This is a genomic window from Altererythrobacter sp. Root672, assembly GCF_001427865.1.
GTDB lineage: Bacteria > Pseudomonadota > Alphaproteobacteria > Sphingomonadales > Sphingomonadaceae > Croceibacterium_A.
Genome location: NZ_LMHH01000003.1, coordinates 100,851 through 115,283, shown reverse-complemented (window position 1 = coordinate 115,283; position 14,433 = coordinate 100,851). Strand labels below are relative to the sequence as shown.

Annotated in this window: 14 protein-coding genes; 5 read left to right on the top strand and 9 right to left on the bottom strand. The window is 65.6% G+C overall.

Features of this window, described 5'->3' with window-relative positions; translation table 11 throughout:
* Window positions 1-198: 198 nt before the first annotated feature.
* Window positions 199-1,983, bottom strand: coding sequence for a DNA helicase RecQ (gene recQ / locus ASD76_RS14605; protein WP_055924649.1), 1,785 nt, complete (start codon window positions 1,981-1,983; stop codon window positions 199-201).
* Window positions 1,984-2,132: 149 nt separating this feature from the next.
* On the opposite strand from recQ, the gene ASD76_RS14600 reads away from it, so the two are divergent.
* The 3 genes from ASD76_RS14600 to phhA all read left to right on the top strand — a co-directional run bounded on the left by ASD76_RS14600 (window position 2,133) and on the right by phhA (window position 3,714).
* The gene (locus tag ASD76_RS14600; RefSeq protein WP_055924646.1) at window positions 2,133-2,441 is read left to right on the top strand and encodes a hypothetical protein; all 309 of its coding nucleotides are present in this window, start codon (window positions 2,133-2,135) and stop codon (window positions 2,439-2,441) included.
* 127 nt (window positions 2,442-2,568) lie between these two features.
* Complete coding sequence (locus ASD76_RS18775) at window positions 2,569-2,700, top strand: hypothetical protein (protein ID WP_268760340.1); 132 nt, start codon at window positions 2,569-2,571, stop codon at window positions 2,698-2,700.
* Window positions 2,701-2,775: 75 nt separating this feature from the next.
* Complete coding sequence (gene phhA, locus ASD76_RS14595; protein ID WP_055924644.1) at window positions 2,776-3,714, top strand: phenylalanine 4-monooxygenase; 939 nt, start codon at window positions 2,776-2,778, stop codon at window positions 3,712-3,714.
* A gap of 62 nt (window positions 3,715-3,776) precedes the next feature.
* Here phhA and ASD76_RS14590 read toward each other — a convergent pair whose 3' ends face one another.
* The 5 genes from ASD76_RS14590 to ASD76_RS14570 form a co-directional block, all read right to left on the bottom strand.
* On the bottom strand, window positions 3,777-4,046 hold the full coding sequence (locus ASD76_RS14590; protein WP_082553874.1) for a hypothetical protein: 270 nt from the start codon (window positions 4,044-4,046) through the stop codon (window positions 3,777-3,779).
* Window positions 4,047-4,129: 83 nt separating this feature from the next.
* On the bottom strand, window positions 4,130-4,399 hold the full coding sequence (locus tag ASD76_RS14585) for a GlsB/YeaQ/YmgE family stress response membrane protein (protein WP_055924638.1): 270 nt from the start codon (window positions 4,397-4,399) through the stop codon (window positions 4,130-4,132).
* Between the two features lie 80 nt (window positions 4,400-4,479).
* Window positions 4,480-5,283, bottom strand: coding sequence for an undecaprenyl-diphosphate phosphatase (locus ASD76_RS14580; protein WP_055924635.1), 804 nt, complete (start codon window positions 5,281-5,283; stop codon window positions 4,480-4,482).
* Between the two features lie 65 nt (window positions 5,284-5,348).
* Window positions 5,349-7,463, bottom strand: coding sequence for a M13 family metallopeptidase (locus tag ASD76_RS14575; RefSeq protein WP_055924633.1), 2,115 nt, complete (start codon window positions 7,461-7,463; stop codon window positions 5,349-5,351).
* A 131-nt stretch (window positions 7,464-7,594) separates the two neighbouring features.
* Window positions 7,595-9,385 carry an ABC transporter transmembrane domain-containing protein gene (locus ASD76_RS14570; protein ID WP_055924630.1) on the bottom strand — a complete coding sequence of 597 codons (1,791 nt, stop codon included), beginning with the start codon at window positions 9,383-9,385 and terminating at the stop codon, window positions 7,595-7,597.
* Between the two features lie 162 nt (window positions 9,386-9,547).
* Here ASD76_RS14570 and ASD76_RS14565 point away from each other — a divergent pair, with 162 nt between their 5' ends.
* Complete coding sequence (locus ASD76_RS14565; RefSeq protein WP_055924627.1) at window positions 9,548-10,774, top strand: polyhydroxyalkanoate depolymerase; 1,227 nt, start codon at window positions 9,548-9,550, stop codon at window positions 10,772-10,774.
* Here ASD76_RS14565 and ASD76_RS14560 read toward each other — a convergent pair whose 3' ends face one another.
* The 3 genes from ASD76_RS14560 to ASD76_RS18550 all read right to left on the bottom strand — a co-directional run bounded on the left by ASD76_RS14560 (window position 10,775) and on the right by ASD76_RS18550 (window position 13,078).
* Window positions 10,775-11,380, bottom strand: coding sequence for a DUF4126 domain-containing protein (locus tag ASD76_RS14560; RefSeq protein WP_055925873.1), 606 nt, complete (start codon window positions 11,378-11,380; stop codon window positions 10,775-10,777). It abuts the gene before it with no gap.
* A gap of 158 nt (window positions 11,381-11,538) precedes the next feature.
* On the bottom strand, window positions 11,539-12,918 hold the full coding sequence (locus tag ASD76_RS14555) for a putative O-glycosylation ligase, exosortase A system-associated (protein ID WP_055924625.1): 1,380 nt from the start codon (window positions 12,916-12,918) through the stop codon (window positions 11,539-11,541).
* Complete coding sequence (locus tag ASD76_RS18550; protein ID WP_200943119.1) at window positions 12,911-13,078, bottom strand: hypothetical protein; 168 nt, start codon at window positions 13,076-13,078, stop codon at window positions 12,911-12,913. Before ASD76_RS18550 ends, ASD76_RS14555 begins: the two co-directional genes overlap by 8 nt.
* Before the next feature lie 95 nt (window positions 13,079-13,173).
* Between ASD76_RS18550 and ASD76_RS14550 the strand changes: the two genes are divergently transcribed.
* Complete coding sequence (locus ASD76_RS14550) at window positions 13,174-14,403, top strand: TIGR04063 family PEP-CTERM/XrtA system glycosyltransferase (protein WP_055924622.1); 1,230 nt, start codon at window positions 13,174-13,176, stop codon at window positions 14,401-14,403.
* Window positions 14,404-14,433: the final 30 nt, after the last annotated feature.

Sequence of the window (14,433 nt, the reverse complement as noted above, 5' to 3'; positions counted from 1 at the left end):
CGTAATTATGATATCATATTTATATCATAGATTATGCCGGTCAAGGAGGATCAAATCCTCCCCGAGCTTGTCTCGGGGAGGGGGACCGTCCGCGAAGCGGATGTTGGAGGGGTGTTGCGTTTAGCCGCCTACCCCTCCGTCACGCGCCTAGCGGCGCGCGCCACCTCCCCGAGACAAGCTCGGGGAGGATTGAAACGCTCAATGCCGCTTGATCACCGCCAGGAAGGCATCGCCATAAGCCTCGAGCTTGCGCGCGCCGACGCCGGAGATTTCTCCCATCGCCGACAACGTCGCAGGCTTCATCAGCGCCATTTCGCGCAGCACCGCGTCGTGGAAGATGACGTAAGGCGGCACTTGCGCTTCGCTCGCCAGTTCACGGCGCAACGCACGCAGCGCATCGAACAGCGGATCGTCCACGGGATTGGCGGTGTCACGCCGCTGCCGTCCCTTGCGACCGGCGGGCGGGGGCTGGACGATCTCGACTGTCGCCTCGCCCTTGAGGATGGTCCGCGCGTCACCCCCCAGCTTCAGCCCACCATGTTCGGTGGCGACAAGCGTGCCGCGAGCCTGCAGCGCGCGGCTGAGCGGCTGGAGCAACCTCGCCTCATCGCCGTCGACGATGCCGAACACGCTCAGGCGGTCGTGCCCGCGTTGCGTCACCCGCTCATCGGCGTTGCCGGTCAGCACTTTCTGCAGGTACCCGAATCCGAAGCTCTGGCCGGTGCGGTAGACCGCGGAGAGCAGCTTGCGCGCCAGCTCGGTCGCATCGAGCACGCCAGGCGCTTCCAGGCAGTTGTCGCAGTTGCCGCAACGTTCGGGCGGATCCTCGCCGAAGTGACGCAGCAGTATGGCGCGGCGACAAGTCGGCGTTTCGATCAGGGTCGCGAGTGCATCGAGCCGCGCCCGCTCACCGCCGCGCCGAGCCTGCTCCACTTCCTCGAGCCGTTGGCGGGCCTGCGCAAAGTCCGCCGCCGCCCACAGCATCACCGCCACGGCGGGGTCCCCGTCGCGGCCCGCACGGCCCGTCTCCTGGTAATAGGCCTCGATCGACTTCGGGATCCCGGCATGGGCGACGAAGCGCACGTCCGGCTTGTCGATCCCCATGCCGAACGCGATCGTCGCCACCATGACCATGTCCTCGCTGGCGACGAAGGCGGCCTGGTTCGCGGCGCGTTGTTCGGGCGGAAGGCCGGCATGATAGGGCAGGACCGGCCGACCGCTTGCAGCACCGAGAGCCTCGGCCAGCTGTTCCACCTTCTTGCGCGTGGGGGCGTAGACGATCCCCGGGCCGGGCTGATCCTTCATCAGCTGTACAAGCTGGCGCGCCCCGTTTTCGCGGTGACGGATGGCGTAACGGATGTTCGGCCGGTCGAAGCCTGCGACGACCAGGCCGTCGTCGGGAATACCGAGCTGCGCCAGAATATCCGCACGGGTATGCGCGTCCGCCGTGGCCGTCAGGGCGAGCCGCGGCACGCCGGGGAACGCATCCATCAACGGCCGCAACTGGCGATAGTCGGGCCGGAAATCGTGCCCCCATTCCGACACGCAATGCGCCTCGTCGACAGCGAACAGCGCGGGCGGGGCAACCGAAAGCAGGGAACGGAAATGCGACTGGCTGGCGCGCTCCGGGGCGACGTAGAGCAAGTCCAGCTCCCCAGCGCGGTAAGCGTCGATCGTCGCCTCGCGGTCGCCATCGACGCTGGTCAGGGAAGCGGCGCGAATGCCGTTTGCCCGGGCAGAACGCAGTTGGTCATGCATCAGGGCGATCAACGGCGAGATCACCACGCAACAGCCCGGCAGCATGGTCGCCGGAAGCTGGTAGGTCAGCGACTTGCCGGCCCCCGTCGGCATAACCGCGAGCGTCGACTGGCCAGCGAGGACACGCTCCACCACTTGCTGCTGCACGCCGCGGAAATGCTCGAAACCGAACACCCGGCGCAGCGCCTGCTCCGCCCCATCAATTACCGCCAACGCCTCAGCCATCAGGATGCTCTGGCAGAACGCCGCCGCAAGGCAATCCGCGCTTGCCCAAGTTTAGCCATTTTCTTGGTTCGCGCGCTGCGGTAGCGTGGTCAGGACCAGGAGGAAGAGGCACTTTACTGCTGCCCGATTGCCAAGGAAGGCCCCAAAGAATGAAGAAAATCGCCCTGATTGCAACAGCTTCCGCGTTTTCGCTGGCCCTCGCCGCCTGCGGCGGTTCCGGCGATGCGTCCGAAGACGCGATGGCCGACAGCGTCGAGCTTCCCGCCGACGAAGCGATGAGCGACGTGCCCGATCCGAGCGCAGCCGCCGTTGCCGACGCTGCCGAGGACGCGACCAAGACCGCCGAGGAAGCTGTCGATACGGCCGAAGCCGCCGGTGACGCGGCTGCTGCTGCGGCCGCCGATGCTGCTGCCGCCGCTGACGCTGCTGCTGCTCCTGCGACAACCGGCGCGAACTGAGTTGCCGCTTGCAGGTTTTGGCGGGGCGGGCGGGAGACGATTCCCGCCCGCCCTGCTTGTTTGCGCTCTAGCCGCGGCTCTGCTGTCGGCGTGCGGTTCTGGGGACGACGATTCCGGGCCCGGTGGGGTGACCGCCGGCGAAGCGCGCACGCTCGACGAAGCGGCCGAAATGCTCGACGCCCAGCGTCTGCCGCAGGAATCGGTCACGACACCAGCGCCTGAGCCGACCGCGAGCGAAACTGCGGCGGACGAACGCTAGGGTCGGAATCCTGGGGACCCCAGCTTCCGGTTTGGCCGTTGAGGTAGCGCATGCTACCTTGCGCCCGGAGTTCCCATGGCCACGATAAGTCAACTCGAACCGGACTTTACGGCGCTTCCTGACATCTCGCGGGATGTCTTCACCGCGCCGCTCAAGCGTCCTGCCCATGTCGGGGAGGATTGGCTCGAACCGGCGCAGCGCGATTACTCGACCGACGACGACACCATCTGGGACGACCTCTTCGCCCGGCAGCTGGATATCCTTCCCGGCCGCGCATGCAGCGCCTTTCTCGCCGGCCTCGACAAGCTCGACCTGGGGCGCGGCGGCGTGCCTGAGTTCGACCGCCTGTCAGCCGAACTTGGCGCGATGACCGGCTGGAGTGTGGTGCCGGTTCCGATGCTGATCCCGGATCACGTGTTCTTCTGGCATCTGGCCAATCGGCGTTTCCCGGCCGGCAACTTCATCCGCAGCCGGGCGACGTTCGACTACATCCAGGAGCCCGACGTGTTCCATGACGTGTTCGGCCACGTCCCGCTCCTGACCGATCCGGTGTTCGCCGAGTACATGCAGGAATACGGCAAGGCCGGCTGGAAGGCGATGCGCTACAACCGGCTCAAGGCGCTGGGCGCACTCTACTGGTACACGGTGGAGTTCGGGCTGATCCAGGAATCCGACGGGTTACGCATCTTCGGCGCCGGCATCCTGTCCGGCCCGCGCGAGGCGGTGTTCGCGCTCGAAGGCCAGTCGCCCAACCGGATCATGCTCAACGTCGATCGGGTCATGCGCACCGACTACGTGATCGACGACTTGCAGCCGACCTACTTCATTATCGAGAGCTTCGCCGACCTTTACCACCAGACGGTCGACCGAGATTTCGACCGGCTCTATCGCAGCCTCGACCCCGGATTCACGTACGCCAATTCGGCAGTGATCGACGTCGATGACGTGCTCCATCTCGGCACCCAGGAATACCACCTGCGGGGTGGCCGCGGATCCGGCGCTATACCGACCTGACAAGAAAAAGCCGGCCCCGGGGAATGCCCGAGACCGGCTTCCGGCATGCTACCGTGAATGGCTTAGTTCGGCGCGGCGTCCATCTTGTCGGCCTTGTCTTCCAAGGCGTCAGCCTTGGCTTCGCCCGTCGCTTCGATGGCATCAGCCGTGGCTTCGGCGGCCGCTTCCGTAGCGGTACCTTCAGCGGCTTCGCGAACCGCATCTGCCTGGGCGTCTGCCGTTTCTTCGACCGCGTCGGCCTGATTTTCGACAGCGTTCTCCTGAGCGCTGTCGCAAGCCGCCAGTCCGAGCCCGAGGGCAGCGACCGATGCAATGGTGAGCAGTTTCTTCATGTTACACCCCTTCACAGTGTAGGAGACAACCTACGCGACCCAACCGCGCTTGCAGTCTCGGTAGAAGCCCAAAAGCGGGCAGTTCAGCGGGTTTCCCGGCTACGTAAGACATTGAGCAGGCAAAGCATGGCGACCGTCCCCAACGAAGCCGTCAGGAGGCTGTCGACACTGTAGCTGCCTTCAACGATGCTGCCGCCGTTAAGCAGCGGATTCAGCACAATCCCGGCAAACATCGCTCCAGCGATACCCACCGCGATATTGAGCTGTATGCCGCGGCTGTCTTCCGCGCGCATCATGATCGCAGCAACCCACCCGAGTATTGCGCCGACGAGAAGCAGGAAAATCAAACCCATATGCGGCACTCAAAACCTCGATGAGGTCTAGAATCCCCTTAGGCGGGCTTGGTTCCGAAGATGTGGTGGAAAAGTGGCAACTAGCGGCTCCAAAGCCACACAATCGCCACAACGCCGGCGACGATCCGATACCATGCAAAGGGCGCGAAACCATAGCGGCTGACATAGGCGACGAAAGCCTTGATCACCGCCAGCGCGACCACGAACGAAACCACGAAACCGATTGCGATTTCGTCCCAGCCGACGTTGCCGTGTACGGCCAATCCGCTGTCGAGCAGTTCCAATGTCGAAGCGCCGATCATCGTCGGCACGGCGAGGAAGAAGGAGAATTCGGCAGCGGTCTTGCGGTTGATGCCCATGGCCAGCGCGCCCATGATCGTCGCGCCCGACCGGCTGACGCCGGGGATCATTGAAACGCACTGAGCGAGGCCGACGCCGAACACTTGCTTGAGCGGTAGGTCCGCCACGCTGGTGTCGGGACCCGGCTTGGCCACCCGTTCGATCCCGAGGATGGCGAGGCCGCCCAGGATCAGGGCCCAACCGACCACCGATGGGCTGCCGAGCAGGATGTCGATGTAGTCCTTGAGCGCCAGCCCGAGCAGCGCGGAAGGCAGGAACGCCACCAGGATATTGCGGGCGAAGCGCAGGCCGTGGGCCTCAAGCTTCAGGACCCCGATCCCGGCGTCCCAGAAGGTCCGCCAGTACTGCACCACGACCGCCAGGATCGCGCCGAGCTGGATTATCACATTGAACTGCGCCCACTCCGCTGCGTCGTAGCCGAGCAGCTCCGATGCGAGGATCAGGTGGCCAGTGGAGGAGACCGGAATGAATTCGGTCAGGCCTTCGACGATGCCGAGCAGGATGGCGGTGAGAGTCAGTCCCATTGGGCCTGCGTGTCGAGGGCGAGGGCGGCGAAGTCAAGCAACGCCGCCCACGCCTCGCCGCATTCTCACCAGATGTGAACGCGTTCTTCCGGCGGCAGGTACAGCGCGTCGCCCGGCTTCACGTTGAACGCCTTGTACCAGGCATCCTGGTTGCGCACCGCGCCGTTGGTGCGGAAGTCTTCGGGGCTGTGCGGATCGGTCAGCAGCCGCTGACGGCCCGCCGCCTCGCGCTGTGCTGAGCGCCACACTTGCGCCCAGGCGAGGAAGAAGCGCTGGTCGCCGGTCAGGCCGTCGATCACCGGGGCTTCGTTGCCGTTCAGCGACATGCGGTAAGCGCGATAGGCCAAGCTGAGCCCACCGACGTCGCCGATGTTCTCGCCCAGGGTGAAGCGGCCGTTCACGCAGGTCTTGCCGTCGTCGTAGGGACAGTAGGTGTCATACTGCGCGGCCAGCATGTCGGCGAGCTTTTCGAACTGCGCGCGGTCGGCATCGGCCCACCAGTTCTTGAGCGCGCCGCTGAAATCGTACTTCGACCCCTGGTCGTCGAACCCGTGGCCCATCTCGTGGCCGATCACCGCGCCGATGCCGCCATAGTTGACCGCCGGATCGGCGCTGGGGCCGAAGAACGGCTGCTGCAGGATGCCGGCCGGGAACACGATCTCGTTGAACACCGGGTTGTAATAGGCGTTCACCGTCTGCGGCAGCATGCCCCACTCGGCCCGGTCGACCGGCTTGCCGAGCTTGGCGCGGTTGTCGTTGATCTCCCAGTCGATCGAGCGGACGCGGTTGCCCAGGGCATCGCCCGGCGTGATCGTGAGACCGGCGTACTGCTCGAACTCGTTCGGGTAGCCGATCTTCGGGTTGAACGAATCCAGCTTGGCGACGGCCTGCTTCTTGGTCTCTTCCGACATCCAGTCGTTTTCGGCCAGGCTGACGCCGAGCGCCTTGCGCAGGTTCACCACCAGATCGTCCATCGCCGCCTTGCTCGCGGGCGGGAAGTACTTCTGCACGTAGAGCGCGCCGAGCTGCTCCCCAAGCTGACCTTCGGTCGAGGCGATGGCGCGCTTCCAGCGCGGCCGCTGCTCTTCCTGGCCCTGGAGGAACTTGCCGTAGAAGGCGAAGTTGGCCGCATCGATGTCGCTCGGCAGCACCGATGCGTTATCGCTGATGAAGCGCGCGGACATGTAGGCCTTGAGCGTCGGCAGCGGGGTTTCGGTCAGGAGCTTCATCATCGCCGGAGTACCGCCGCCGATCTTGGCGACCATCTCGGGGGTAAGCTCGAGCTCGGCGATTTCGTCAGCCGCAGGCGGCAGCTGCGGCACGTTGAACGTCTGCACGCTGCTGAACTGTGCGGCGTCCAGCAGCTTGGCCATCGGGAAGCCCGGATAGAGCGCCAGCAACTCGTCGCGCGAAAGGTTGTTGTAGGTCAGGTCGCTGTTGCGCAGCGCCGTGCGGTCCCACTCGAGCTCGGCAACCTTGTGCTCGAAGTTGTAGACCGCCTCGGCCGTGGCGGCGGCATCGGCGTAACCCGCCTTGCCGAGCACGTAGGTCAGGTATTCCTTGTACTTGGCGCGGATCTCGGTGTTCCGCTCGTTGTCGACCAAGTAATAGTCGCGGTCGGGCAGGCCCATCCCGTCGAAGCCGACGATGACGAGGTAGCTGTTCGGGTCCATCTCATCGACATCGACGGAGGCCCCGATCATCGCGGGAATGCCCGCCTTGGGGAACAGCGCGACCAGCGAGGCGAGATCGGGCGCCTGCTTGATCTCATTGAGGTAAGGCTGCGCCGGGTCGAGGCCGGCCGCGTCGATCGCGGCGGTGTCGAGGAAGGTGTTGTAGGCATCGACGATGCGGCGCTCGGGCGTGCCAGCAGCGGGGTTCGAGGCGACGAGGGTGGCGACCAGCGTCTCGACGTCAGCGGTCGACTTCTCGCGCAGGATGTTGAACGCGCCGAAGCGGGTGTATTCCGACGGGATCGGGTTGGCCTTGACCCACTTGCCGTTGGCGAATTCGAAGAAATCGTCACCCGGCTTCACCGACTGGTCGAGCGCGGCAGGGTCGAAGCCCCAGGAACCGAACTCCATCGTCGGGGTGGGGGTACGCTCTTCCTCCGCGGCGGCGGGCAGCGACAAGGCAAGAGCGGCGGCGGAAACTCCAACGGCGAGAATGCTGCGGAACATGCGTGGCCTTTCAATGGGCAGGGGTCCGCGAGTCGGCGGCCCATAAAACTGGTGCTATCGTCTAGCGCCCCGCACGCAAATGCAGGGGTCGCTCGTCGGTTGCAATTGATACTTTGTCGATTAACCGAGCCTTATGCGGCGGCGGTGTCATCAAATTGAAGCGCTGCAAGCCTGGCGTAGAGCCCCCCCGCGGTGCTCAGCCGGGCGTGGGTCCCTTCCTCCACGATGCGGCCGTGGTCCATGACCACGATGCGGTCCGCGGCGCGCACAGTCGCAAGGCGGTGGGCGATGACCAGCGTGGTGCGCCCTTCCATCAGCCGTTCGAGCGCCTGCTGCACCAGCCGCTCGCTCTCGGCATCGAGCGCGCTTGTCGCCTCGTCGAGCAGCAGGATCGGTGCGTCACGCAGCAGTGCGCGAGCGATGGCGATGCGCTGGCGCTGTCCGCCCGAAAGGCGCGCTCCGCCTTCGCCAAGGTACGTGTCGAGGCCTTGCGGCAATTCGCGCAGGAAAGTCTCGGCATTGGCCGCCTTGGCCGCGTCCCAGATCGCATCCTCGCTCGCGTCCCAGGCGCCGTAGCGCAAGTTGTCGCGAGCGCTGGCGGCGAACAGCGTGCCTTCCTGCGGCACCAACGCCATGCGGCGGCGGATCTCGGCCGGATCGGCCTGGACCAGCGGCACGCCGTCGAGCCGGATGGTGCCGGCCTGGGGATCGTAGAACCGCTCCGCCAGCTGGAAGATCGTCGACTTGCCCGCGCCAGAAGGGCCGACGATGGCCACGGTCTCGCCGGGCTCGATGGTCAGGCTGAACTCGTGGATCGCCGGGGCGTCAGGCCGCGTCGGGTAGCGGAAGGTGACGTTCTGGAACGACAGGCCCCCGCGCGGCGGCACGGGCAGGTCCAGCGGACGGGCAGGCGGGGCGATTTCCGGCTTCTGGTTGAGCAACTCGTTGAGGCGGCTTGCGGCACCGGCTCCACGCAGGAGGTCGCCATAGACTTCGGTCAAGGAACCGAAGGCCCCGGCCACCAGCATCCCGGTGAGCACGAAAGCGGCGATGGTACCGCCCGAAAGCGTGCCTTCGGCGACCTGGATCGCCCCGCGCCACAGCAGCAGGGTGATCGCGCCGAAGATCAGCGCGATCACGACACCGGTCATCACCGCGCGCAGCATGATGCGCCGGCGGGCCGTGTCGAACGTCGCCTCGACGGTACTGCTGAAGCGCTGCTGTTCGCGCGATTCCTGGTTGAAGCCCTGGACGATCTTCATCGCCCCGAGCACTTCCGAAACCCGCGAACCAACGTCGGCCACCCGGTCCTGGCTTTCGCGCGAGACGCTGCGCAACCGCCGCCCAAACCAGACGATCGGCAGCAGCACCACCGGCACGCCGATCAGCAGCATGCCGGCCAGGTCCGGCGCGAGATAGAGCAAGTAGCCAACCCCGCCGATCGCGGTCAGCGCATTGCGCAGGGCAACCGAGATCGTGGTCCCCACGACTTGTTCGATCTGCGCTGTGTCGGCCGTCATGCGCGAGGAAATCTCGCTCGGCGCGTTCTCTTCGAAGAAGCCGGGGGAGAGGCGCAGCAGGTTGTTGTGAACCGCCAGGCGGATGTCGGCGACGACCCGTTCACCCAGCCAGCTCACGAAATAGAACCGGCAAGCGGTGCCGAGCGCCAGGACGATCACGATCATCGCCAGATAGCGGAACCAGCGCGCGATCTCTGCCGGATCGGAGCCCGCAGCAAAGCCGCGGTCAATAATCAGGCGAAAGCCGGAGGGGATCGCCAGCGTAGCCGCAGCGGTGATCGCCAGCGCGATAAGCGCCAGGACGACCTTGCTGGGGTACTGCGATGCAGCGGCAAAGATCATGCGCAACGGCCCGAGGGACGTTGCCGGTTCGACGTCGGGCTTGGTGGGGCGGCGGGCCATGCCGCGGGCATCTAGTGCCTGCGGACCCGCGCGGCAATGGCCCGGCGGCATTCGATTTGGCAGGGTTGGAGAAATGTCGGTCTCGAATGGTGCGTTGCAACTTAACGCCTAAGAGCGTCTAATCGCGCCACTCTCAGCGCCGACTCCGACAGGGGACCTCTATTGCTCTACCACGCCTATGAAATGCAGAAGTCGCTGTTCAACAGCGCGGGCAACTGGGCGGCGATAGGGGCGCAACTGCTGAACAATCCGGCCCTGCCGATGGGCTATTTCGGCACCGGGCCGATCATCGCCAGCGCGCTGCAGGTCTTCGCCCACCTCTACGAGGAACGCGGCAAGCCGGTCTTCAACATCGAGACCGTCGAGATCGATGGCAAGAAGCGTGCGGTCGAAGAAACCGTCGTGTTTGAAAAACCCTTCGGCGGCCTGCGCCACTTCAAGCGGGAAGGGCTTCCCCAGGGATCGCCCAAGGTCCTCGTGGTTGCACCGATGAGCGGGCACTACGCCACCTTGCTGCGCGGCACCGTCGCCCGCTTGCTCGAGAACCAGGAGATCTGGATCACCGACTGGGCCGACGCGAAGATGGTCCCGGTCGACGCCGGTCACTTCGACCTCGACGATTACATCGACTACCTGATCGAATTCCTGCGTTTCATCGGCGAAGACACCCACGTTCTCGCGGTGTGCCAGCCTTCGGTTCCCGCGTTCGCCGCCACTGCTGTGATGTCGGCGGACAAGGACCCCTGCCGTCCGTCCTCGCTGACGATGATGGGTGGACCGATCGACACCCGCGCCAGCCCGACCTCTGTCAACGACGTCGCCATGGCCCGGCCGCTCAGCTGGTTCGCCAGCAATGTGATCGCCACCGTGCCGCTCAACTATCCGGGCGGCGGGCGCGAGGTCTATCCGGGCTTCCTGCAGCTCGCCGGGTTCCTCTCGATGAACATCGAGAGCCACATGATGAGCCACTACGAGATGTTCAAACACCTCACCCTGGGCGACCAGGAAGGCGCTGCCTCGACCAAGCGGTTCTACGACGAGTATCTCTCGGTGTGCGACATGACCGCCGAGTTCTACCTCCAGACGATCGAGCACGTGTTCCAGAAGCACAGCTTGCCCAAGGGCGAGTTCGTCCACCGCGGCAAGCCAATCGATCCCGATGCGATCCGCGACACCGCGCTGCTCGCTATCGAGGGCGAGCGGGACGACATTTCCGGTATCGGCCAGACCCGCGCCGCGCTCGACCTCGCCGAACACCTGCCTGACGCCAAGAAGAAGTACTACCTGGCCGAAGAAGTCGGCCACTACGGCATCTTCAACGGCAGCAAGTGGCGGACCCGCATCGCCCCGGTGGTGGAAGACTGGTTCCGCGCCAACGCGCGCGGCTGATCAAGCCGGCGGGTCGGCCGGTGGGCGCGGGCGGAACAAGCTACGGATCACCCTTCTCGCCAGCAGCAAAAGCCAGATCGTGAGCGCCAGCAGCGCGACGGCGACCGCCGCGGCGATATAGGGGTGCTGGTAGATCAGCCACAGCAGGCCGACCGTGGTCACATCCTCAACGGTCGAGACGGCCACATTGCTGACCGGTTCGGGACTGGTGTTGACCACTGCCCGCACTCCGGCCTTGCCGCCATGAGCCAGTAGCGCACCGCCCCCGCCAAGCAGGAACGCTATCGCCTGCGTCGCCGGATCGCCCGGATCGACGATCGCAAGCGCAAGCAGCGCTCCACCCAGCGGCCGCACGAGCGTGTGCACCGCGTCCCAGATACTGTCGAGCCAGGCGACCTTGTCGGCGAAGAATTCGCACAGCGCACCGATCGCGGCCACGGCCATGACCCAGGGACTGGCGAGAATCTGCAGCCCCATGAGGTGCTCGGGAAGCGGAATGACTCCGCTGCGCATGGCGATCCCGGTGGCGAGCACCACCACGTAGAGCCTCCACCCGGCGAGCAGGCTCATGCTGGCGGCAATGCCGAGGATCTCGGCAATCCCCAAGGCGGGCTGCGCATCCATCGGGCGCCTTATCGCGCGAGCGAGGGGCTTGGGGCAAGCCTTCTCCCTCTCCCCTTGGGAGAGGGTCGGGGTGAGGGTCTCTGGCGCCTCGCTCGATCACCCTCACCCAACCCTCTCCCAAGGGGAGAGGGCTTTCCGACCTATCCCGAAACGGGGATTGGCTTCTCGGCCGCTGCACGGCGGAACTGCGCCTTGGCAGGCCGGTGTTCGGTGCGCCGGACATAGGCCCACAGCGCGCATTGCAGGCCGATCAGCATGAGGATGAACGGCTGATAGGCTATGCCAACAAACAGCGCCCCGACGAGGTAGATGACTTGCGCTTGCTGCAAGGCCGTGGCGAGGCCCCATTGCCAGGTGGCGGCACCATCCTCGCCTTCGCCCTTGCGGCGACCGAACAGCCAGCGGATGCGCTCCATCTGCCACAGGCCAAGGCCGTGGAGCAGGAGCCACAGGAACAGCCCCGGCCAGCCCTGCTCGCCCAACATCTCGAAGTACGAGGAGTGATAAGCGCGGCCGTGGTCGGTCACGACCTGCGACTTGACCGTGCGGCTATTGCCTTCGCCAACGACCGTGCGGGTCTCGTAAGTGAACTTGTTGCTGCGATAGGCGTCGAACCCGCCGCCGAGCGGGTTCTCGGCGACGTAATCGAGCGTCCAGGCCCACACCTGCACCCGGGTCGAGGCGGACTCGTCGCCCTCATGGTCGGCGATCGTGTTCATCCGGGCGAGGTAGCTTTGCGGCAGGAAGGGCACCGCAACCAACAGCGCCACCCCAGCAAGCGAGGCGTAGAGAAAACGCCGCTTGGCCGACCGCAGCATGAGCACGCCGAGCACGCCTAGGCACACGAGCCCGGTGCGCGCAGCGGTGCCGATCGGGATCAGCACACAGGCAAGGATCAGCGCCGCAGTGAACAGTTTGACCCAACGATCAGGCGGGAACACCGTCCCGTGCCGCGCCAGCCACAGCGCCAGCGGGATCACGGCAATCGCCGCGGTCGAGAGGATCGAGCCTTCGTAGAGCCCGGTGTTGTCGTTCACCAGCAACGACAAGGCGCCATAGCCGCCACTGCCGAGCGCCGTCTTGATACCGCCGTTGATGATGATCGTGCCGATGGACAGCACCATCACCAGCACCGCCGCTTCGATCCTCAGCCGCGTGCGCAGGGTCAGCGGCAGGAACAGCGCGAACACCATCGCCTTCCACACCCAGGCCCACTTGGTCGCGGCCTCTACCGGGAAGTCGGCGGTTTGCGTCGTAAAGAAGCACCAGCCGAGCAGCAGCCCCACCAGCGCCTGGCGCAAAGTGAACCGGCTACCCTGCTTGTTGTCGAGCAGCAGCCAACCGCCGAAGGCCGCCGCAAAAGCGATCATCGAGACCGGGACCGACTGGATGATCCCCCAGCCGATCTTCTGCGGCGCGACCACGTCGATGTAGATATAGGCGAGGACCCACACGAACGGCCGCTTCAGCCCGAGCGTGAGCACCAGCGCGATGAACCCGAGCAGGGCGATGTCAATCATCGGCCGCGCTCGTTCCAGCGGTGTCGCCGCGCTTGCGCAGCCAGGGGCGATCGCGGCCGTCAGGTCCTTCTTCGCTGTCGAGGTCGGGCCTGAACAGCAGGCGCCAGATCGCAACGGCCAACAGGCCGTGCGTCAGCGCTAGGGTGAAGATATCAACCAATCCCGGACCCCGGTCTTTCCTGGGAGCTCAAGTTGGCAGGAAGTAACCTTGTTCGGTTGACGCGCCGTTAAGTTTGCCGTGGCAGATGCAGATGCATCATGCGGGTTCTCCACGTCCTCGATCACTCGCTGCCGATGCACAGCGGCTACACCTTCCGCACGCGTGCGCTGATGAAGGCCCAGATCGCCAACGGCCTCGAGGTGCGGGGGATCACCGGCCTGCGACATGAAGCCGGGGGGCCCGATATCGAGCTGGCCGACGGCCTGACCTTCCACCGCACTTCCGGCGTCAGCTCTGGACCCGCGGGCTTGCGCGAATGGCGCGAGATCGATGCCCTGGCCAAGTCGGTCGGCGACCTGGCGGAGGAATGGCGGCCCGACGTGCTGCACGCCCACTCGCCAGCGCTTTGCGGCACGGCGGCCTTGCGCGTCGCGCGCCGCCTGGGGCTGCCGCTGGTCTACGAGATCCGCGCTTTCTGGGAAGACGCCGCGGTCGGCAACGGCATGGGGCGCGAGGGCTCGCTCAAGTATCGCCTGACACGCGCGCTCGAAAACCGGGTCATTGCCGGCGCCGATGCCGTGGTGACGATCTGCCACGGCCTGCGCGACGACCTGATCGCTCGCGGGGTTCCGGCGGGCAAGATCGGGATCATGCCCAACGGCGTCGATCTGGAGCTGTTCGGCTCGCCCATCGCGCGCGACGAACCGTTGGCGCGCGATCTCGACCTTGGCGATGGGCCGGTGATCGGCTTCATCGGCAGCTTCTACGATTACGAAGGGCTCGACGACCTGATCGAGGCGATGCCGGCGCTGCTGGAGAAGCAGCCCCAGGCGCGGCTGCTGATGGTCGGTGGTGGGCCGATGGCGGAAGACTTGCGCAGGCTTGCCGAAGCCTCCCCCGCTGCCTCGGCGATCCGCTTCGTCGGCCGCGTGCCCCACGGCGAGGTCGAGCGATACTATTCGCTGTGCGACATCATGACCTATCCGCGCAAGGCAAGCCGCCTGACCGACCTCGTCACCCCGCTCAAGCCGCTCGAGGCGATGGCGCAAGGCAAGCTCGTTGCCGCATCCTCTGTCGGCGGACATCGCGAACTGATCACCGACGGGGTCACCGGCACTCTGTTCGCTCCTGACGATCCTGCCGACTGCGCGGGCGCACTGGCGGCGCTTCTGGCACGGCGGGAGGCGTGGCCAGCCCTGCGGGAGGCCGCGCGCAGGCATGTCGCCGAGCGCCATGATTGGGTTCTCAATGCGCGCCGTTATCAGGTCATTTACCAGGGACTTCTAGGTCTCGGACAAACCCTCCCCGTCCCAGCTGCTGCGTGACAGGGCAAGCCAGCAATGGCACAGTCAAGG

Bases quoted from the DNA above. Each gene is read 5' to 3' on its own strand.
- ASD76_RS14580 (WP_055924635.1), bottom strand. From the start codon at position 5,283: ATGGGACTGACTCTCACCGCCATCCTGCTCGGCATCGTCGAAGGCCTG.
- ASD76_RS14600 (WP_055924646.1), top strand. From the start codon at position 2,133: ATGAAGAAAATCGCCCTGATTGCAACAGCTTCCGCGTTTTCGCTGGCC.
- ASD76_RS14585 (WP_055924638.1), bottom strand. From the start codon at position 4,399: ATGGGTTTGATTTTCCTGCTTCTCGTCGGCGCAATACTCGGGTGGGTT.
- phhA (WP_055924644.1), top strand. From the start codon at position 2,776: ATGGCCACGATAAGTCAACTCGAACCGGACTTTACGGCGCTTCCTGAC.
- ASD76_RS14575 (WP_055924633.1), bottom strand. From the start codon at position 7,463: ATGTTCCGCAGCATTCTCGCCGTTGGAGTTTCCGCCGCCGCTCTTGCC.
- recQ (WP_055924649.1), bottom strand. From the start codon at position 1,983: ATGGCTGAGGCGTTGGCGGTAATTGATGGGGCGGAGCAGGCGCTGCGC.
- ASD76_RS14590 (WP_082553874.1), bottom strand. From the start codon at position 4,046: ATGAAGAAACTGCTCACCATTGCATCGGTCGCTGCCCTCGGGCTCGGA.
- ASD76_RS14555 (WP_055924625.1), bottom strand. From the start codon at position 12,918: ATGATTGACATCGCCCTGCTCGGGTTCATCGCGCTGGTGCTCACGCTC.
- ASD76_RS14570 (WP_055924630.1), bottom strand. From the start codon at position 9,385: ATGGCCCGCCGCCCCACCAAGCCCGACGTCGAACCGGCAACGTCCCTC.